Annotated in this window: 14 protein-coding genes; 7 read left to right on the top strand and 7 right to left on the bottom strand. The window is 59.4% G+C overall.

Annotated features, from left to right (window positions below; all coding sequences use genetic code 11):
* Position 1: 1 nt before the first annotated feature.
* Positions 2-1,063: a zinc-binding metallopeptidase family protein gene (locus tag HXW73_RS04360; protein ID WP_186255072.1), complete on the top strand. Its 1,062-nt coding sequence runs from the start codon at positions 2-4 to the stop codon at positions 1,061-1,063.
* Here the strand turns inward: HXW73_RS04360 and HXW73_RS04355 are convergent.
* On the bottom strand, positions 1,060-2,061 hold the full coding sequence (locus HXW73_RS04355) for an alpha-E domain-containing protein (RefSeq protein WP_186255071.1): 1,002 nt from the start codon (positions 2,059-2,061) through the stop codon (positions 1,060-1,062). The genes HXW73_RS04360 and HXW73_RS04355 overlap by 4 nt on opposite strands.
* Before the next feature lie 3 nt (positions 2,062-2,064).
* The gene (locus HXW73_RS04350) at positions 2,065-3,549 is read right to left on the bottom strand and encodes a circularly permuted type 2 ATP-grasp protein (protein ID WP_186255070.1); all 1,485 of its coding nucleotides are present in this window, start codon (positions 3,547-3,549) and stop codon (positions 2,065-2,067) included.
* 375 nt (positions 3,550-3,924) lie between these two features.
* Between HXW73_RS04350 and HXW73_RS04345 the strand changes: the two genes are divergently transcribed.
* The 3 genes from HXW73_RS04345 to HXW73_RS04335 all read left to right on the top strand — a co-directional run bounded on the left by HXW73_RS04345 (position 3,925) and on the right by HXW73_RS04335 (position 10,656).
* A complete protein-coding gene (locus HXW73_RS04345; protein WP_186255069.1) occupies positions 3,925-7,275 on the top strand; it encodes a transglutaminase family protein in 3,351 nt (1,116 codons plus the stop codon).
* A gap of 76 nt (positions 7,276-7,351) precedes the next feature.
* A complete protein-coding gene (locus HXW73_RS04340; protein WP_186255068.1) occupies positions 7,352-9,781 on the top strand; it encodes a circularly permuted type 2 ATP-grasp protein in 2,430 nt (809 codons plus the stop codon).
* Positions 9,778-10,656, top strand: a complete 879-nt coding sequence (locus HXW73_RS04335) for a transglutaminase family protein (RefSeq protein ID WP_186255067.1) — start codon at positions 9,778-9,780, stop codon at positions 10,654-10,656. The genes HXW73_RS04340 and HXW73_RS04335 overlap by 4 nt, the downstream gene beginning before the upstream one ends.
* Before the next feature lie 34 nt (positions 10,657-10,690).
* Here the strand turns inward: HXW73_RS04335 and HXW73_RS04330 are convergent, their stop codons facing one another.
* The 4 genes from HXW73_RS04330 to HXW73_RS04315 form a co-directional block, all read right to left on the bottom strand.
* Positions 10,691-11,956 carry a TRAP transporter large permease gene (locus HXW73_RS04330; RefSeq protein ID WP_186255066.1) on the bottom strand — a complete coding sequence of 422 codons (1,266 nt, stop codon included), beginning with the start codon at positions 11,954-11,956 and terminating at the stop codon, positions 10,691-10,693.
* A gap of 13 nt (positions 11,957-11,969) precedes the next feature.
* Positions 11,970-12,533, bottom strand: coding sequence for a TRAP transporter small permease (locus HXW73_RS04325; RefSeq protein WP_186255065.1), 564 nt, complete (start codon positions 12,531-12,533; stop codon positions 11,970-11,972).
* A gap of 49 nt (positions 12,534-12,582) precedes the next feature.
* A complete protein-coding gene (locus tag HXW73_RS04320) occupies positions 12,583-13,566 on the bottom strand; it encodes a TRAP transporter substrate-binding protein (protein WP_186255064.1) in 984 nt (327 codons plus the stop codon).
* Positions 13,567-13,691: 125 nt separating this feature from the next.
* Positions 13,692-14,405 (bottom strand): DUF3581 family protein, encoded by a 714-nt coding sequence (locus HXW73_RS04315; protein ID WP_186255063.1) that lies wholly within the window; start codon positions 14,403-14,405, stop codon positions 13,692-13,694.
* A gap of 107 nt (positions 14,406-14,512) precedes the next feature.
* On the opposite strand from HXW73_RS04315, the gene HXW73_RS04310 reads away from it, so the two are divergent.
* Positions 14,513-17,479: a hypothetical protein gene (locus tag HXW73_RS04310; protein ID WP_186255062.1), complete on the top strand. Its 2,967-nt coding sequence runs from the start codon at positions 14,513-14,515 to the stop codon at positions 17,477-17,479.
* On the opposite strand, the gene HXW73_RS04305 is transcribed toward HXW73_RS04310, so the two are convergent.
* Positions 17,476-18,192 (bottom strand): trimeric intracellular cation channel family protein, encoded by a 717-nt coding sequence (locus HXW73_RS04305; protein ID WP_186255061.1) that lies wholly within the window; start codon positions 18,190-18,192, stop codon positions 17,476-17,478. The two genes, HXW73_RS04310 and HXW73_RS04305, sit on opposite strands and share 4 nt — an antisense overlap.
* A gap of 152 nt (positions 18,193-18,344) precedes the next feature.
* On the opposite strand from HXW73_RS04305, the gene HXW73_RS04300 reads away from it, so the two are divergent.
* Positions 18,345-18,833 (top strand): NfeD family protein, encoded by a 489-nt coding sequence (locus tag HXW73_RS04300; protein ID WP_186255060.1) that lies wholly within the window; start codon positions 18,345-18,347, stop codon positions 18,831-18,833.
* Positions 18,834-18,838: 5 nt separating this feature from the next.
* A complete protein-coding gene (locus HXW73_RS04295; RefSeq protein WP_186255059.1) occupies positions 18,839-19,894 on the top strand; it encodes an SPFH domain-containing protein in 1,056 nt (351 codons plus the stop codon).
* Positions 19,895-20,114: the final 220 nt, after the last annotated feature.

Here is a 20,114-nt window from a genome sequence, read left to right as displayed (position 1 = left end):
CATGCGGACATTCAGCTGTCGCTGCGGCAACCCGTTATTTTTTGAAAACACGCACTGCCTTGCCTGCCAGGCAGACGTCGGCTGGTGCCCTGGGTGCCGCCATATCGTGGCGTTGGAACCGCTGCCTGACGGTGGCTATCGCTGCACGCATTCTGGTTGCCAAATCGCATTGATGAAGTGCCATAACTACGCCCTGGAAAATGTCTGCAACCGCACGGTAGTCATCAACCAGGGTTACGCCGACACCCTATGCGACTGCTGTCGCTACAACGCCGTCATTCCCGATCTGTCGATTGAGGGTAATCGCGAACGCTGGGCAGCGCTGGAGGCCGCCAAGCGGCGACTTTTTCACACCCTGGATTTACTGGCACTGCCCCACGGCACCGTCGGCGATGCGATCGATGTGCCGCTGAGCTTCTCATTCATGGCCGACGCCCTGCCCGACCAGGGGCTGTGGCGCTCTACCGCGAACCAGGAAAAGGTATACACCGGCCATGCCAGCGGGCATATCACCATTAATGTCAAAGAAGCCGACACCGTTGAACGTGAACGTTTACGGGTCGACATGAACGAGTCTCACCGCACCCTGATCGGCCATTTCCGCCATGAAATTGGCCACTACTACTGGGATTTACTGGTCAAGGAACGCGATGAAGGCGCCTGCCGTCAGGTGTTTGGCCACCATGACCAGCCCACCTACGCAGACGCATTAGAGCAATACTACCAACAGGGCGCGCCTGGAGACTGGCCGACCCGCTTTATTTCCGCCTACGCCGCCATGCATCCCTGGGAGGACTTTGCTGAAAGTTTTGCGTTTTATCTGGACATGGTTGCCGTGCTGGATACCGCCATGCATATGGGGCTTTACCGCACCGAGTATGACGGCACCCTGGACAGCATGCTGCAGGCATTTCATCAGGTCGGCATGGCGGTCAACGAACTGAATCGTGACATGGGGCTTCTCGACCTGGCGCCGGGAGCGGTTGCCCCGGCGGTGCGGGATAAACTTGCCTATGTGCATCGACTGGTTCGCCACGCCGGCACCCATCAGGAGACGCGCTAGTCGTCGTTATCCTGATCCCCTGCATGACTCTGCGTTTGCCGCTGGGTCACATGGGGAACATGGTCACCGCTGACAAAATAGGTCGCGCTCAGGGTGTCATGAATCGCCGCGAAGCCGATCTGCAACTCATCGACAAACGCATGCAGCTTGCTCGGCGAATGTGCCAGCAGTTGGATATCGGCATCGACGACATCGGCCCGCACCAGCGATACCGTGGCCGCTGCGCGATCCTGCCGAGGCAAAAGCTGTAGCTCGTGGATCAGGGTTTCCAGACTGCAGGCAATGGAGCGCGGCAGATTGGGATCCTGAAGCAAAAAGCGCAGCACATCGGGGCCGCGAACGCGCAAACGCACCTGTTGACGGTACATCTGATACGCCGTGAGCGATTTGAGCACGCTCATCCACTGCAGGTTTTCAAATGGCAGCAGCTCTTCGGGGTTTTGCGGCAACAGGCTTGCCGAGCGCACATCGACAATCCGTGTAGTCATATCAGCACGCTCCAACTGCCGCCCCAGTTCAATGAAGGTGCGGGCCGGGCCGTGACTCAGCGTGCCCTCGATCAAGCCCGCCAACGCCTGGCAGCCACGGATGACGCTTTTCAAAAAGGCGTCCCGGCGCCGAGGGCTCACGCCGTTTTCCACGTGGTCGGCCACACTCAAATAGAGCTGGTTGACCTCTTCCCAGATTTCTCGGGGCACGACGTCTCGCGTGGTGCGCAGGTTTTCACGGGCGCTGGCAAGGGCCGCCAGAATCGAGCTGCCGTTCTGCGCGTCAGCGCATAGAAAGTACACCACACTGCGCTCGTCAAAGTCGTCATGACGGGCCTTGAACGCCTCGAGGGTGCCGGTCATTTCAATCAGCGGCCCCCAGCCAAGTGGCAAATGCCTGGGCAGGTCCAGCATCAGGTGACTGTTGACGCTCAACAACCGCGCGGTATCCTCGGCCCGCTCGATATAACGCGCCATCCAGTACAGGTTTTCGGCTACGCGTGACAGCATGGGCTAGACTCCTGCCTGCGCCGCGGCAGTTGCCGCGTGCTCATCGGTTTCGACAATCCAGGTATCCTTGCTGCCGCCGCCCTGGGAGGAATTTACCACCAGCGATCCTTCCACTAACGCCACGCGGGTGAGGCCGCCGGTCGTCACATGGATTTCAGGGCCGGACAGAATAAACGGGCGAAGATCGACATGACGCGGCTGGGGCAGTCCATTCGAAAGCGTCGGTGTGGTTGAAAGCGCAAGCGTAGGCTGGGCCATGTAGTTACGCGGATTGGCCGTGATCAGTTGAGCAAACTGGTCGCGCGTCTCCTTGGTTGACCGTGGCCCAATCAGCATGCCGTAGCCGCCTGATTCGTTGGCCGGTTTCACGACCAGCTCATCGAGATGCTCAAGCACGTACTTGCGATCATCTTCAAACATGCACAAGTAGCTGGGCACATTGGGCAGCAGGGGTTCTTCGTCCAGGTAGTAACGAATGATCTCGGGAACAAAGGCGTAAACCACCTTATCGTCGGCGACGCCGGCTCCCGGGGCATTCGCCAGGGCCACGTTACCCGAACGCCAGGCGCGCATCAGGCCCGCCACCCCGAGCATTGAGCTGGGATTAAAGGCTTCGGGATCAAGAAATTCGTCATCCACCCGCCGATAGATCACATCTACCCGCCGGCGTCCTTCAACAGTGCGCATGTAGACAACGTCGTCGTCATCGACATGAAGATCGTTGCCCTGGACCAGTTCAACGCCCATCTGCTGGGCCAGGTACGCGTGCTCAAAATACGCCGAGTTATAGATACCTGGGGTAAGCACCACAATCTGCGGGTCATCGCCGGGTCGGGGCGACATGGCCGCCAACATGTCGTAGAGCTGAGCGACGTAATCATCTACGGGCAGGATCTTGCCAGTGGCAAACAGTTCGGGGAGTACCCGTTTGGTCACGTTGCGGTTTTCAAGCATGTAGGAAACGCCGGAAGGAATACGCAGATTGTCTTCCAACACATACAGCGTGCCATCCCCGCCCCGCACCAGGTCCGAGCCGCAGATATGCGCCCATACACCATGGGGCGGGTTGACCCCGACACATTGAGGGCGGAAGTTCACCGACTGTGCCAGCACTTCTGCGGGTAATACCTTGTCTTTGACCACGTTTTGATCGTGATAAAGATCGTCAATGAATAAATTGAGCGCCTGGACTCGCTGTTTTAAACCGGCCTCGGTTTTGCGCCATTCGTGCGCGGGAATGATTCGAGGCACAATATCAAAGGGCCAGGCCCGATCAATCATGGCGCCTTCGGAATACACGGTAAAGGTGATACCCATGGTACGAATGGCAATGTCTGCGGCGGTTTTACGCTCGGCTAACTCTTCGGCGCTGAACCGGGCCAGCATATTGCAAAGCTCACCTGCAGACTCGCGCGGCTGGCCCGGTGCCGCCATCAGTTCATCGTAATAATCGCGGCACGCATAGTTGTTCCAATTCACTTGGTTCATGGGCGCTCTCCTGGCGCAGGGGAAGACGGCATCTGCCTGGGCGTCTGGAACCGGCCCTGATTAGCTAGTTTAGCCAGACCGCGCATAAAGCGGATAACTAAATCGAGCAAAATACATACCATCTTTTGCGATTTTTAAACGCTAGATACCCCACCGAAACAAAACCAACTAATAATTAACCACAGAAACCAGAAATGCGTCTTAAAGGTGCGGATAGCATTCTTTTTTGGTGCATAAAAAGCACTAAGCATTAATAAAAAAAAGACGTAACCACAATGAAAGCTGCAAAAAAATAAAACTGGAACGATACTTGCGAGTACTGGTTTCTCTTTAATCGGCTTTTGGGTTGATATTGGCTTTTTCAGAGGGTCGCTCATGACCATTCGCGTTGCCTTGCACCACCGTACGACCTACCACTTCGACCGTCCGGTGCATTTATCGCCCCATGTGGTCAGACTTCGGCCTGCCCCCCACTGCCGTACCCAGATCGATGCTTACTCGCTAAACATCTCCGGTGATGACCATTTTTTAAATTGGCAGCAGGACCCCTTCGGCAACTTTAATGCGCGCATCGTGTTTCCCGAACCCCGCAAAGAACTCACCATTGGCGTGGAACTGATTGCGCCAATGACGGTGATCAACCCGTTTGATTTTTTTCTGGACGACATTGCGCAAGCGATTCCCTTTACCTATCCGCAAGGCCTGCGCCAGGAACTCGGCCCCTACCTTGAAGTGACGGAGTCAGGGCCGCGCTTGATGGCGTGGCTCAAGGACGTGCCCAAGGAGCCGACCACCACGGTCGATTTCCTGGTTGCCCTCAACCAGCGGCTTCAGAACGACATCAGCTATCTGGTGCGTATGGAGCCCGGTGTGCAAAGCTGTGAGGAGACCCTCACCCTGGGCTGTGGCTCCTGCCGCGATAGTGCCTGGCTCCTGGTGCAGATACTGCGCCACTTAGGTCTGGCCGCCCGCTTTGTGTCAGGCTACCTGATCCAGCTCAAGCCGGACGTCAAAGCGCTTGATGGCCCCAGCGGCAGCGAGACCGACTTCACCGATTTGCACGCCTGGACAGAACTGTTTCTGCCCGGCGCGGGCTGGGTGGGCCTTGACCCCACTTCGGGCCTGTTTGCAGGTGAGGGGCATATCCCCCTGGCCGCGACGCCCACCACCGGTAGCGCCGCTGCCATTACCGGCTTTTCCGAAAAGTGCGAGGTCGAGTTTGAGGTAGAAATGCGCGTGGAGCGCATCCACGAAGACCCCCGCGTGACCAAGCCCTACAGCGATGACCAGTGGCAGCAGATACTTGAGTTGGGCGATCAGGTGGATACCTTCCTCAATCAACAGGACGTTCGCTTGACCATGGGCGGCGAGCCCACCTTTGTATCGGTGGATGACATGGAAAGCCCTGAATGGAACACCGATGCCCTGGGCGACCACAAGCGCGAGCGTGCCGAAGTGCTACTATCCCGTCTGCAAACGGCCTTCGCGCCAGGCAGCGTGATCCAGCAGCAGCAAGGCAAATGGTACCCCGGTGAACCGCTGCCCCGCTGGGCGCTGGCCTGCTACTGGCGCAAGGATGGCGTGCCGCTATGGCGCGACCCTCAATGGCTTGCCTGCATGGACGGCGCGCCTGACGTGACCGCCGATGATGCCATGGCGCAGCGTTTTACCCAGGCCCTGAGCGAGCACCTGGGTGTCGCCGAGCGCCACTGGGTCGCTGCTTACGAAGATGTCTACTATTACCTGTGGAAAGAGCAGACACTGCCGGTCGACGTTGACCCGCTCAAGGCAGACCTCAAAGATGACGCCGAGCGCCATCGCCTCGCCCGGCTGTTGGAGCAGGATTTAAGCGCGGTGGTCGGTTACGCCCTGCCACTTCGCCACTCAGTGGCTCAATCGCACCGCTGGGAAAGCGGCCGCTGGCCGCTCAAGCGCGACCAGCTATTCTTGGTGCCCGGCGACTCGCCTATGGGCCTGCGCCTGCCGCTCTCGGCACTGCCCTGGGCCGATCCCGACGAACAGCCCCAGCCGCAATCGCTATTTGCCCCGCGCCCCGCACTGGGCGACATCCACGGCGAAGTGGCCAGGCGCAACGCGGAGCAGCACCCTTTCAGCAGCACGGAGCGCCACGGCAAGAGCCTTCACCCGAGCCTCAGCCACCCTGATGGTGAAACCGTGCAGCGCCAGCCCAGCGCCGTGGATGACCGCGAACACAAGGTGATCCACACCAGCCTGTGTATTGAACCCCGGGATGGTCGCTTGCATATTTTTCTCCCGCCGTTGACCCAGCTCGAGCATTATCTGGACCTGCTCAGCAGCATTGAAGCCTGCGCCCGCACGCTCGCCTGCCCGGTGATGATCGAAGGTTACCCCCCGCCCCGCGACCCACGGCTGGAGAGCTTCCAGATCACCCCTGACCCAGGGGTGATCGAGGTCAACATCATGCCTGCCGCCAGTTGGCAAACCCTGGTGGTGCAAACCGAACGCTTATACGATGAGGCGCGCCTGGCCCGCTTGGGCACCGAGAAATTCATGCTGGATGGCCGCCACACCGGTACCGGCGGGGGCAATCACGTGACGCTGGGTGGCATCACACCGGATGATTCGCCGTTCCTGCGCCGTCCCGATTTGCTCGCAAGCCTCGTCACCTACTGGCAGCACCACCCCAGTCTCTCCTACCTGTTTTCAGGCTTGTTTGTCGGCCCCACCAGCCAGGCTCCCCGAGTCGACGAAGCGCGTCACGAGGCATTATACGAGCTGGAAATTGCCCTGCAGCAGATGCCCGAAGGCGAAGTGGTCCAACCCTGGCTGGTAGATCGCCTACTGCGTCACCTGCTGACCGATCTGACCGGCAACACCCACCGCGCCGAGTTCTGTATCGACAAACTGTACTCACCGGATAGCGACAGCGGTCGCCTGGGGCTGCTCGAACTGCGCGGTTTCGAAATGCCGCCCCATGCGCGCATGGGCCTGATGCAGATGCTGCTGATCCGGGCGCTGGTCGCCCGCTGCTGGAAAGCCCCTTACCGGGCCAAGCCAGTCCGCTGGGGCAGCGCCCTGCAAGACCGCTGGATGCTGCCCCACTACCTGTGGGAAGACCTCAACGATGTACTTGGCGACCTGCGCCAGCACGGCTTTGCGTTTAACCTGGAATGGTTCGCCCCGTTTCTGGCGTTCCGCTTTCCGGTCCACGGCCGACTGGACACGCCAATGCTCAACATTGAACTGCGTCAGGCGATCGAGCCGTGGCACGTGCTCGGTGAAGAAACCAGCGCGGGGGGCACTGCCCGTTACGTCGATTCCTCGGTGGAACGCCTGGAAGTCAAAGTCAGCGGCATGAGCGGTGACCGCTATCTAGTAACCTGTAACGGTCGGCGGGTGCCGCTTGCCGCGACCGGGCGCAACGGCGAGGCCGTCGCCGGCGTGCGCTATCGCGCCTGGCAGCCACCGTCTGCCCTGCACCCGCAGATTCCCGTTCACGCGCCGCTGGTGTTTGACGTCGTCGATACCTGGAACCAACGCTCGGTCGCAGGCTGTACGTATCATGTGGTTCACCCCACCGGGCGCAGCTTTGATACTTTCCCGGTCAATGCCTTTGAAGCCGAGGCCAGGCGCCTGGGCAGGTTCAGCGATAGCGGCCATCAACATGGCAGGCAGGTCGCGGCGGCCGAAATGCCAAGCCTTGAACTCCCCTGCACGCTGGATCTGCGCTGGTGTCCAGGCTGAGGCCACCTTAAATGCTTCCTTATCGGGGCGCGCTGCAGGATAATCCGCCCCTTATCTGCTTAGGACAACCAGCCTCATGACGGCCCCTGTCTCTACCTCACTGCTTGAGCTTAACTCTGCCGGGCTCGTTGAGGATTACCTGAATCAGCTAGGCAAGGGACAGCCCGGCGTTTTCGATGCCATGCTCGATCGCCAGGGCCAACTACGCCCAGGCTGGGCGAGCCTGCTCAACGCCCTTGAGGCGCTGGGGGCGGACGGCCGTCACCAGCGGCATGAAGAGATTCAACGCCTGTTGGCGGAAAACGGCGTTATTTTCAACATGCACGACGATGGCCAACGGCGCGTGTGGCGACTTGACCCGCTGCCCTGGGTCATCGACCAGACGCACTGGCAGGCGCTGGAAAGCGGCCTAATGCAGCGCAGTCGCCTTTTTAATGCCCTGTACGATGATATTTACGGTGAGCGCAGGCTGTTTGATGCGGGCCTGCTGCCAACGCAGGCGATACTCGCATCGCCCGATTTTCTGCTGCCTTGCCACGGTTCCCAGCCCAGCGGCCGGCCGGCCATCAATTTCCACGGCGTCGACGTCATGCAGGATGCCAAGGGGCAATGGCGGGTGATGGGCGACCGTTTACAGGCGCCCTCGGGTACCGGTTTTGCCCTGGAAAACCGCATATTGATGGCGCGCGCCCTGCCCGAGATGTATCGCAACGCACCGTTAAAGCGCCTGGCAGGCTTTTTGGACAAGTATCACCGCCGTCTCACCCTGCTTGCCTATCAACACCGCGACAATCCCAGGGTGGTGTTACTGACCCCTGGGCCTAACAGCCCTCGATATTTTGAACACGCCTACCTGGCCAACTACCTCAATATCGACCTCGCGGAAGGCCAGGACATGGTGGTGCGCGACAGCCAGCTATGGCTGCGCACGCTGGGCGGTCTTCAAGCCGTCGATGTGGTATTGCGCCACTGCGACGATGCTTTCTGCGACCCGCTGGAGCTCAGGAGTGACTCGCAGCTAGGCGTGCCTGGGCTTTTGCAGGGCGCCCGCAGCCGCGGTGTCGCGATTTCCAACGCGCTGGGCGTCGGCGTTCTGGAATCTCGTGCGCTTGCCGATTATCTGCCAGCGCTGTGCGAGCACTTGCTCGGCGAGCCGCTGCTGCTGCCTGACGCCAACCCCGACACACAGCCCGCTACCGCGCCGGTATTTGACAGCCAGCTGCAACGCCTGACGCCCACTACGCTGAACCTACGCTGCTTCGTTGCCCGCACGCCGGGAGGCGGGGCCGCAACAAGCCAACAGTCCAACGACTACCACGTCATGCCCGGCGGGCTGGCCTGGGTCGGCCTTCCCGGCTCACCGTCCCTTCAAAGCCCGGTCGTCAAGGACGTGTGGATAACCGCCAATACGCCTCAGCCTCACGTCAGCCAGCTACGCCAGGCACGCGGCCCAATGGTCGCCACGCGAGACGGCAATGACCTCCCCAGCCGCGTGGCCGAAAGCCTGTTTTGGCTCGGTCGTTATGGTGAACGTCTGGATGCGCGTTCACGCCTGCTGCGCGAAGCCTTGCTACGGCTGATGGAATTTGACCAGGACGACATTGCCGACCGGCTGTTGGATGAATTGCTGCTGGTGCTTGAGATCGACGGCCAAGACGATGCCCAGGATGATACCCAGGACCGTGACGAAGCATGCATCAAAGCACCACCGGTAGGCTTTACCCAGAAACGCGCTGCCTTGCTGGCCCAGTTTGATGACGCCAACCCGCAGGCGCTGGCACCGCTATTTACCCAGCTGTTGAGCAACGCCCGCAGCGTTCGCGATCATCTCGGTGATGACGCCTGGCGGGTGCTCCATCAACTGCGTCAGCGGATGAACAGCGTGACCCCCAACCTGGATGCCAGCGCCGCGCGGCGAACCTGCGAGGATATTTCCGCTCGGCTAGCCGCTTTCTTTGGGCTATGCAACGAAACCATGCCTCATCATTTCGGCTGGCGATTGATGGACATTGGCCGCTTTCTGGACCGTTTACTGGGGTTGTTGTCGCTGCTCAAGCTCACCCTTAACGCGCCACAAACGCCTGGCCTGGCACTCTGGGAAGTTGTGCTTGCCACCACCGATAACTTCAACGCCTATCGCCGCCGTTATCGTAGTGAGCTGCACCCGGAAGCGATTCTCGATCTGCTGCTGTTTGATGAAACCAACCCGCGCTCAGTGGGTTACATGCTCAAACGCCTTGAACGGCAAATCGACCGGCTGCCCAGCAGCGCCTCGCCCTACCGCAACGCCGAACGCCGGCTCTTGATTCAGGCCAATGCCGCGCTGCACCTTGCCGATATTGACCGTTTAAGCCATCTCGACACCCCTGAAGCGCAGGATGCCCTTGAACAACTGCTGGATACGCTGATTGAGCCGCTTAACGCATTGTCGGATGCGATCAGCCACAGCCATTTCAGCCATGTCGAACGGCCCCGCCAATTGGTCAGCATGGGGCCAGAGGCATGAACTACACCCTGCGACATACCACGCGTTACCACTACAGCGCACCGGTAACGCTGTGCCACAGCGAAGCGCGAATGCTGCCGCGCAAAACCCCGCATCAGCAGTGTGGCGCGTCAACGCTTGATATTCACCCCCTGCCCGATGTCCAGGCTGAGCGACGCGATATATTCGGTAACCGGGTTCTTTACTTCGCCCAGGAAAACATTCACCAAACGCTGGATGTCACCGTTGTCACGCCGATTACGACCCGACCGTTGGCCGCGCTCCCTGAGCATTCCCAAGCGTGGGAGCGCGTTGCCGAAAGCCTCAGTGTTGATCGCCGTTTTGACATCCAGTTGTACTGTCTGGACTCGCCCTTTATTCGTCGCCACGACGAACTGGCGGCCTTTGCCCGGCGCTGTTTCACGCCGGGCCGTTCGCAGGTCGACGCCGCGCTGGCATTGAATCGGTTGATATACGAAACCTTCGCTTATGATCCCAGCGTCACCACCCTGGCCACCCCGCTCAGCGAGGTGCTGGCGAGTCGCAGCGGGGTATGCCAGGACTTCGCCCACCTGGCCATTGGTGCCCTACGCTCGATCGGTCTGGCAGCCCGCTACGTCAGCGGCTACCTGGAAACCCAGCCACCGCCCGGCCAACCAAGGCTGGTGGGTGCCGATGCGTCCCACGCCTGGCTGGCGACCTGGATTCCCGACTGGGGATGGCTGGCACTTGACCCTACCAACGGCACAGTGGCCGGCGAGCAGCACCCGGTGCTGGGATGGGGCCGCGATTACGCTGACGTTGCGCCGCTCAAGGGCGTCATGAACGGCGGCGGCGACCACCAGCTGGACGTTGAGGTAGATGTGATGCCGCTGACGGATAACGGCGCGGCCTAGCCAACGAATTTGACTGGCACTGCTCACGTTATGATTAACGCTGTATCAATCCGTTGGTGAGCCAAGGAAGCCAGGCAAGCAATACCAGCGTGACCAATGTCGCCAGCAAAAACGGCAGCAGGGCACGGAAGATTCTCAGCGGCGGCGCGCCGGTCATGGAGGAGGCAATAAACAGCCCGGCCCCCACAGGGGGCGTTAACAGTCCCAACACCAAGGTCAAACACACCACGACGCCAAACTGATAAGGGCTAATGGCGAATTGTGATTCGGCAATCGGCATTAAAATCGGCACTACCAGAATCAGCGCGGCGATACCATCGATGACCATGCCTACCAGCAGCAGCGCGCCAATCACCATCAGCAGAAAGACAAAGGGGTTGGCCGTGAGGGCTGCGATCCACTCGGCCGCCATTTGTGGCAACTGCTCGTAGATCACCACCCAGCCAAATACCCCGGCGGCGGCAATCAGCATGATGACTAGACCGGCGTTGACCGCCGTGCGCTTGAGCACCTGGGGCATTTGAATCAGGCGCAGTTCGCCATACACAAAACGCCCCATGATCAAGGCCGCGAGCGAGGCCAGCGCCGCCGACTCGGTGGGCGTGGCAATACCCCATAAAATGCCGCCAATGATAATCACCGGAATCAACATCGCGGGCAGCCCCCACAATGCGTCGTGCAATGCCTGACGGCGGCTGGGCCACTGGCCTTTGGGGTATTGCTGCACCAGCCCGACCAGCGCGATTACGATAAAGAAACTCGCCCCCAGCAATAACCCCGGCAGCAACCCGGCAATAAACATCTCGGCGATGGGTACCTGGGCCATTACCCCGAACAGCACAAACAGCATCGAGGGCGGAATAATCGGCGACAGCAGGCCGCCTGCCGCGGTAATCGCCGCGCTGTAAGGCGTGTCGCAGCCCTCTTCTTCCATGGCGGGCACCATGGCGCGGGACATGATCGCAATTTGCGACGCCGCCGAGCCGATAATGGCCGCCATCATCATGTTGGCCACCAGGTTGATATACGCCAGCCCCCCACGGAAACCGCCCACCAGGATCCGTGCCAGAGCTATCAAACGTCGGGTAAGGCCGCCTTCGTTCATCAGCTCCCCGGCCAGCATGAATAGCGGGATCGCCAGCAACCCATAGCTTTCGATGGCGCTGAATAACTGTTGTGGATAAGACTCGAACAGCACGGTATTGCCCGAGACGTAGATATACACCATCGCCGTCAGTGCAAGCACCAGGGCAATCGGCACGGCACCGAGCAGTAACACTAAAAATACGGCAATGGTCATAAGCGAGCCCGTCTCATGGCGATGTCTCGGCTGTCGGCTCGTCGCCAGGGTGGCGCCACTGTGTAACCGACTGCCAGACGTTGGCCAGCCCATGCAGGGTAAGCGATAGCGCAAACCACGGCACAATCAGCCACACCCAGAACTTTTTCACGCCCAGTGTTGAGGTGTTCTCGGCGTAAATGAAGTTGAAGGTCTGCCCCTGAAACGCGCCGGTGTCAAAGCCTAGTTGGGCGAGCGTGACCGGCTGATACCAGCGCCAGCAAAGCCAAACGAGTAGCAGAGCAAATACCAGCACCATGACGTCCACCCAGAGGCCTATCAGTTGTCGTCCGGCACGAGGCAACACATCGCTTAGCAAGGTCACCGCTACCCCCTGGCGACGCTTGAACACCGCCCCCGCAATCAGGAAGGTCATCCAGATCATCGCGTAGATGGATAACTCGCTTATCCAATAAAGCGGGTTGCCCAATACGCGAAAAACGATATTGATCAGGATCAAACACGTCACCGCCGCGGCCAAGGCGGCAGCGGCGGTCTCTTCTAAACGGGCAAGCCCCGAGGAAAGGCGTTGCAACATGAGTGTGGATAAACCTCGTCGGTGGTCGAGTGGTTGGCTTGGCAGCGGTTTACTCGCTCAGGCGCTCGGCTTCTTCGCGCAGGGTTTCCAGCATCGGCGCCTTGGGTGCCCAGATAGCTTCCCACTCGGCAATCGCCTCAGCGAAAAACTCAGCGTCGGCTTCGACGATATTGATATCCAGGGCGCGGATCTCTTCTTCCTGAGCGGCGTCTTTCTCCTCAAAGCCTACCAGCACATTTTCCAGATGCTCGGCCATGGTGGTATCGATCAGCTCACGGTCTTCTTCGGATAGCTCGCGCCATACCCGCCCGGACACCACTCCCACCATGGGGAACATCATGTGGTTGGAAATCAGCAGATTATCAGCCTGCTCGTAGAATTTGAGAATCAGAATGGAGTCGAAGTCCATATCGATAGCGTCTACCTGACCGTTGGCCAGGGCATCGTACACTTCCAACAACGGCATGGGCGCGGGAGCGGCACCAGTCGCCGTGTAGAAATCACGAATCGGCTCAAACGGGGTAATCCGCAGGCGCTGACCTTCCAGGTCAGCGGCGCTCTCGATAGGGTCACGGCTGAGCACCTGGCGCATGCCCACCATCCCGTAGCCAACGCCGACCAGGCCGACACCTTCCGGCATCAGGTCCAGCAGCTCGCCGGCAGCGTCCGAACGCAGCAAGCGTGCGGCGTGGTTGACGTCATCGACCAGATAAGGCGCGTAAAGTGCGCCGAAATCGGGAATCCGGTTGGAGATTTCGGCAATGGTCAGAAAGGCCATGTCCAGGGCCCCGCTTTGCAACTGCTGCACCATCTGCGCTTCGTTACCCAGTTGCTGGGCAGGAAATACCGATACGCTATGCTCGCCATCAGAGCGCTCATGCAACGTTTCAGCAAAGGCTTCTGCTTCGGTCGACCAAAGATGCTGGGCCGGTGTAATCAGCCCTAAACGAAAGTCACGAGCCTGGGCATTGAATGACGTTACCGCCAGCGCAGTCGCGGTAATGGCTAGGGTCAGCAGTTTACGATGGTTCATGTAGCGCCTCTTGTAATTTACGTCGTGCCTGCGCGTGGCACGGCATTATGATGAGAAGCTAAGAGTACCCTACCCTAAGCGTTGAGGGCAGCCATCGCCACTAACGTCGAATCCTGCTTGCCCACTTACTCGACGGATGCGAGATAAGCCGCCTTGAGCCGATAAAACTCGTCAACAATCGCTGCCATCTCATCAGCGTCGTAGGGGCATATCCCGCTGACAACCAGCTTTTTAGAGCCTACCCCGACCAACTCGCCTGCTGATTCAATGGCAAATTCAAGTAGTGCATCGGCGCGCTTGCCCTGCACATCCAGCGATGAATGGCTAAGCGTCAACCCTGGCGACACCGCGTTCAAGCGCTCCAGGGAAAACCCCATGCTGTCGTAGATCACCAGCGGGCGCTTGGGATTGAACATGACCCCGTGCTGCTCCATCAGCGGCTTGAGATAGTGGGGAAAGTTCTTGCCCGAAAACGCCACGTAGCAGCGGGTAAAGGCTTCTATCACCGAGGGATCGTCAGTCCATTCACCGTGGCGAACAACCTGCAAATAGCATTTACCGCTTTCATCGCATACGTGAAGCTCACCGTTTTCGGCTTCGCTGAATAGCAGTGGTGTATCCGCGCCCACCATGCTGGTAAAACGAAACGCCATGTGCCGAGACAAACCAAATTTTGCCAACACCAGCGCAAAAAGAAGGTCCCCTGGCACACAGAAACGCCGCGCATCCGGATTATGGATCGGGTTGTAGTCCCCCGCGACGCCCTTGGCGAAGTGGCTGGCCTGCTCAGCGGAGATCAACACATACTCTCCGCGCTGCGTGTAAAATTCCTTGAACATGGCGTTGGTTGTCTGCTTAGCGTTGAAATCAAAAGTCGATGGCGGGCTTACGACGCGCATAATGCCATAAAACGTCGATCAGCAGGAGTCATCTGCAAGGAAGCCGTATGCCAAATAAGCGTCACCGTTCAAAACGTCTACCACGCATCCTGCTTATTACCCTGTTGAGCGCTTTGATAGTGGCACTCATCTGGCTAGTCGGCGGCACCTGGCTGCTCAATAGCCAGTGGCTCCCGCAGCAAATCTCCAGGATCGATGGTGTCGAGGTGCGCTGGTCAAATGCCCAGAGCCTGCATCCCGGGCGCTGGGAGGTCGAGAACCTCTACCTTGCGCGTGAAGACGAACAGCTGCCGGTCACGGTTGACGCCCATCAAGCCACCCTTTCCCTGTCCTTGCTTGATCTGCTGCGCGGCGAATTGCGTATCAAAGCGCTGGAGGCACGTGGGCTTCGCCGCCTGACCGTTGGCGATATTGCGCTTGAGGCCGAGGGCCAACTCCAGGTAAGGGACACCCAGCTCAGCCATGACGCCTTAGCAGTGCCCCATGTGTCGCTGGATATCGACCAGGGCCGTTTGGTACGGCTGAGCGACCAGGCTACCCTGGCGCGGGATATTCAGCTAGGCGCCAGGGCCGCGCTGGAAAGCATCACCACCGCGCACCTGCCGCGCGATGCGCTTATCGCCAGCCTGCTCGACAGTCTGTCGGCACAGATGACGATCGATGCTCAGGCCGATGCCTGGGACGTCTTCATGCCTTACCTGCAAGCGCTGCCCTGGCTAACGCTTGATGGCAACGGCGCGCTGACGGGCGAGCTTGGGCTTGACGCTGGCACGTTACAGCCCGGCAGCCAGCTCACATTGACGGCCTCTGCCCTGCGCCTATCGGTGGATGAGCAACGCCTGACGCCCCCTACAAGCGACTCACCGCGCTGGATAACGCCTGATTCATCCCGGCCGCTTCATACCGCCGTCGGCGAAGGGCGCGTGCGCCTGGCAGTAGAGGACGATACGCTTACCTTTTCCACTCAATTAAACGATGTGGTCCTGGCTGACAGCCAGCCTTACGCTGACGATACCCAGCTACGCCTAGCCACCCGCATTCCCAACCAGCGCCTGGACCGGCTGGAGCTGCCGACGGGCGCCACGCTCGAGTTGCGAGGCCAGGTGACCCGACTGGATATGCTTGATCGGTACCTGGCGGACACCTTTGACGGCCAGGGTATTCGCCTTGACGGGAACGGGCAAATTGAAGCCAGCGCAACGCTACGTGACGCCCGGCTCGAGCGTGCTTCGCTGTCGATTCAGGCGCCAGAACTAGCCGCTGAGCTGCTGGACTTCGACGCCCGGGGAAGCGGCTCGCTGACGGCACAGCTCACCCCCGAAGAGGCTATCGACGCGACGCTTACGCTGATGGAAGCGACCCTGCGCCACCATGAGCAAACGTTGCTAACGGATGCTGCCATCACCCTCAACGCGCGCAGCCCGATTGACCCTGTGCAAGCGCGAGAAGACGCTACCGCCCGGCTAACCTGGCAATCCGCTCGTCTGCCGGACATCAGCGTACTGCAGCCCTACCTGGGGGCGGTCTTGCCCGACCCTGCCCCGCTGCAGCTGCTCAATGGCCAGGCTAGCAGCAACGGCCAGATTGATGTCACTGCCCAACAGATGAATGGCGAGATCTATTTAGCCGGTAATCAACTCACCACCCGCTGGCAGCACGGCGAGCAGAATAGCACGCTGGAAAGCAACGCCCAGCTCACCCTGGCGATTCGTCAGGCAGCGCTCAACGGCACTACGCTGGATATCAGCGGTTCCCGCTTGCGTTGGCAAGTCTCGGATACCGATGCCCCCAGCGAGCAATTACAAAGCACCTTGGTACTCAATGAAGGCCGCTTTCAGCGCGGCGACGCTAATGGCGCAAATCGCGTCAGCGGCGAGTTTGACCTGGAGGGCAGCGTACAGCGGCTCGGTTTTTTGAATGCCTTCCTGCCCGATGCCCACGGGTTAAGGCTTGCGGGCAACGGCCAGCTATTCGCTCAGGGCGCATTCCGTGATAACCGCCTGCTAGCGCCAACGCGCCTTAGGGTCAACGCCAACCAGCTTGAGGTCGGTTTTTTAGACTATCTCGCCACCGGGCGCGGCGAGTTGACGGCTCAGTTGGATAGCGCCGAACACGCCCAGCTTTCGCTGGGCATACCGCACTTTTCGCTGATGCGTCAGGATGACGACCAGCCCCACCTTGAAGGGCGCCACTTCGCACTCACGACGCAGACCGATCGTTTTAGCGAGGTGCTGGCATCGCCCGAGCCTGCCTACTTCACCACACGTGTCGCGCTGCCCATTACCCAAGTGCCCGACTTCAGCCGTTACAATCGTTACCTACCCGAAGAAGCAGGTATTCGTATTCTCGGCGGCCAGGCGAGCCTGACCAGCGAATGGCTACTGGACGGACTGACCGCTGAGGGCGAGATCAACCTGCGTGCTTTTGGTGCCGACTTAGCGCTGCTTGACCAGCGTCTAAAGGGCGATGTTGAACTGCATCTGCAACTTGACGAAGGTGACCTTGACGCACGGCGCTTTAACGCCAGCGATTCCTTCCTACGTCTTGAAAACGTGTTTCGACAGAGCGCAGAGGGCACGCAGGATGCCGGTTGGTGGGTTCAATTGAGCCTTGACGATGCACTGCTCGAGTGGGGCGACCCTATCAGCCTCACCAGCCAACTCCGCCTTGGCATGCGCGATACCGGTTTACTCGCCCGGCTTTTTTTAGCGCGCGCCCGTGAAAGCGGCTGGCTGGGTAGGCTGTTGAACGTGCGCAATATCAACGGTGATGCGCAGTTACACATCGACGGCGAGCGCATTCGCCTTTACGACCTGACGCTTACCGGCGGGCCTCTTCTACTGCTGGCCGATGTCACCCTGGCGGAGAAACAGGCCAACGGCGCGCTATATGCCCGCATTGGTGCCCTGGGAACAGGCGTAGAGCTGATCGACAGCGAGCCCGACTTGAAGGTGTTACAGCCCAGACGCTGGTTTGAGCGCTGGCGGGAGGCAAGGCGTTTCCCCAGGCCTTAACGACGGTTTCGCTCCCGGCGAATCATCCTGACCCGCTCTTTGGCTTTTTGCGACGTGGAAAGTGGTGCCGCCGCGTCATCGTCGGTTTTGGGCGCTACGCTTACCCAGGCAAATACCGGCAGCGCCAGATGCCAATGAATCGCCGCGACTCGCAACCCAAGCGTCACGCTTAACGAGGCGGCAATGGTCAGGATAAGCGGGGCTTGCATGGCGTGCAGTAGCACGTAAACAGTGCCTCCCGCCATCGCCGCCGTGGCGTAGATTTCCTCGCGCAGTACCATGGGTACTCGCTGGGCCAGCACATCGCGGATCATGCCACCGGCCACTCCCGTCATCATCCCCATCAACACGGCGACAACGCCGGATGTCCCTAACAACAGCGCTTTATGAGCGCCAATCACGGTAAATAACGCCAGGCCAAAGGCGTCAGCAATCGGCAAAAAACCCCGTGACAGCCGGTGAATATAATGAAACCCCACCAGCGAAACGCCCACGGTGGCAAAAATGACCCACAGATAGGTTGGATCAGACACCCAAAAAACCGGCCTGACCCCCAGCACCAGATCGCGCAGCGTGCCGCCGCCTATCCCCGTAACGGCAGCCAGCACCAGCATGCCAAACGGGTCCATGCGCGAACGGCACGCCAGGATGACCCCGGACAGGGCAAAGACGATCACCCCCACCATATCCAACCAATAGACAATACCCGACACGCGGCTCTCCTTTATGTCCGCCACCCACTGAAGCAGGCAGAATAGCACCCACCTTGCCGAGCCGAACACGAATATAAAAGCCCATATGATAGGCGTGTGAATACCCATTAGGTTAGGCTGTCGTCGTAACGACTTTTGACAACGGAGCCCCCATGGATTGGAACCCTGCTTACAGCTGGCTGGTACTCGCCCTGCTACTGAGTTTGGCAGAGCTCACCTCTGGCGCGATGCTGCTGCTTGCCCTAGGGGTCGCCGCAGCGCTCACAGCAGCGGTAACAGCGCTTGGCCTGACGCTCCCCTGGCAGTTGATCAGCATGGGAATATTTGCCGGCGTGCTGGTGCCACTCGGGGTAATGGTGATTCGCCCGCGTTTTTCACCCAAGGGTGTCGACTATGGCACCACCGGTACCGGCGTGGAGAAAGGCAACCGCTACATGTCGTTGAAACGCGATTTCGATAATGCCACCGGCATCAAGATCAACGGCGATTTTTATCGTTTGCGCGTACTTGAAGATGACCAAACCGACCTGCCCAATGGCACCCCTGTGGTGTTTAAACGCTTTGAAGGCACCACCGCCCTTGTCAGTCTCGCACCTGCCGACAACGCTCGTCAGGATGAGACGTCCCAACACCAGGAGTGATGAAAATGGATTTACCCGTCAGCCCAGGCCTACTGATAAGCCTGATTATTGTCGTCATCGGCATATTGATTATTTCGAAGGGCCTGGTGATCGTTCGCCAATCCGAGGTGATGGTGATTGAACGTCTTGGCTCGTTTCATCGGGTACTCGAAAGCGGCATCAACATCATTGTTCCTTTTATCGAGCAGCCGCGCGCCATCAGCATGCTTCGCTATCGTAAAATGGGTGAGGACTATACGGCCATTACCACCGATGAAACCCGTATCGACCGCCGCGAAACGGTCATGGATTTCCCCGGCCAGCCTGTCGTGACCACCGATAACGTCACCGTGCGCATCAATGGCGCGCTGTACTACCAGATTATCGACCCCAAACGGGCGGTATACGAAGTCGAAAACATGAGTCAGGCAGTGGAAGTATTGGCCAAGACCACACTGCGTTCGGTCGTGGGCAAGATGGAACTGGATAAACTGTTTGAATCCCGCGCGGAAGTGAACAACGAGATTCAGGCGGCGATGGAAGAGCCAGCCTCCAAGTGGGGCGTCAAAATCTCCCGCGTCGAGGTGCAGGATATCGCCATGCCCGATGAGGTTGAGTCGGCAATGCGCTTACAAATGGCCGCTGAGCGTAAGCGCCGCGCCACCGTTACAGAGGCGGAAGGCGAGAAATCCGCCGCTATCGCCATGGCCCAAGGCCAGCGGGAATCGTCTATTCTCAACGCCGAAGGCGATAAAGAATCGGCCATTCTGCGTGCCCAGGGCGAGCAGGAATCGATCAAGCTGGTACTCAACGCGATTGGCGACAGCGAAGAGAACAAGCGCACGGTTGTTGGCTACCTGCTGGGCCAGAGCTACATCAAAGGTCTGCCCAATATGGCCAAAGACGGCGAACGCGTCTTTGTACCTTACGAATCTTCCGCGCTACTCGGCTCGATGGGCATGTTCCGCGAAATGGCCGGCTCACCGGAAGATACCGTTGCCAGCCACCTGAAAAACCGCAACGGCGGTCGCGAAAACGGCTTCCAAAGCGGGATCGTTGGTGGTGCTGCCGGCGGGCAGTAAGTATTAGACAAGCGGGCGCACGGTAATGGGTCGTGCGTCTATCGCAGTCACCCTATCAAGCCGGGGTTGGGTACGCCTAAGGCGAGGCACCGTTGAAGAAACAGCATCCCCTTGGCGCCCTTTTTGGTTAAACTGGGCTGAACTGCTAAAGCACTCGTACCATGCCACATCAACCATAAGTCTTGAGTATTGTTGATGCCTTGAATCAGCAGAATGATCG

The organism is Halomonas sp. SH5A2 (genome assembly GCF_014263395.1).
GTDB lineage: Bacteria > Pseudomonadota > Gammaproteobacteria > Pseudomonadales > Halomonadaceae > Vreelandella.
Note: the sequence above shows the minus strand (reverse complement) of the source record. Positions and strands in the feature narration are given on the sequence as shown.

Bases quoted from the DNA above. Each gene is read 5' to 3' on its own strand.
- HXW73_RS04340 (WP_186255068.1), top strand. From the start codon at position 7,352: ATGACGGCCCCTGTCTCTACCTCACTGCTTGAGCTTAACTCTGCCGGG.
- HXW73_RS04295 (WP_186255059.1), top strand. From the start codon at position 18,839: ATGGATTTACCCGTCAGCCCAGGCCTACTGATAAGCCTGATTATTGTC.
- HXW73_RS04315 (WP_186255063.1), bottom strand. From the start codon at position 14,405: ATGTTCAAGGAATTTTACACGCAGCGCGGAGAGTATGTGTTGATCTCC.
- HXW73_RS04320 (WP_186255064.1), bottom strand. From the start codon at position 13,566: ATGAACCATCGTAAACTGCTGACCCTAGCCATTACCGCGACTGCGCTG.
- HXW73_RS04325 (WP_186255065.1), bottom strand. From the start codon at position 12,533: ATGTTGCAACGCCTTTCCTCGGGGCTTGCCCGTTTAGAAGAGACCGCC.
- HXW73_RS04345 (WP_186255069.1), top strand. From the start codon at position 3,925: ATGACCATTCGCGTTGCCTTGCACCACCGTACGACCTACCACTTCGAC.
- HXW73_RS04350 (WP_186255070.1), bottom strand. From the start codon at position 3,549: ATGAACCAAGTGAATTGGAACAACTATGCGTGCCGCGATTATTACGAT.
- HXW73_RS04300 (WP_186255060.1), top strand. From the start codon at position 18,345: ATGGATTGGAACCCTGCTTACAGCTGGCTGGTACTCGCCCTGCTACTG.
- HXW73_RS04360 (WP_186255072.1), top strand. From the start codon at position 2: ATGCGGACATTCAGCTGTCGCTGCGGCAACCCGTTATTTTTTGAAAAC.
- HXW73_RS04310 (WP_186255062.1), top strand. From the start codon at position 14,513: ATGCCAAATAAGCGTCACCGTTCAAAACGTCTACCACGCATCCTGCTT.
- HXW73_RS04355 (WP_186255071.1), bottom strand. From the start codon at position 2,061: ATGCTGTCACGCGTAGCCGAAAACCTGTACTGGATGGCGCGTTATATC.
- HXW73_RS04330 (WP_186255066.1), bottom strand. From the start codon at position 11,956: ATGACCATTGCCGTATTTTTAGTGTTACTGCTCGGTGCCGTGCCGATT.
- HXW73_RS04335 (WP_186255067.1), top strand. From the start codon at position 9,778: ATGAACTACACCCTGCGACATACCACGCGTTACCACTACAGCGCACCG.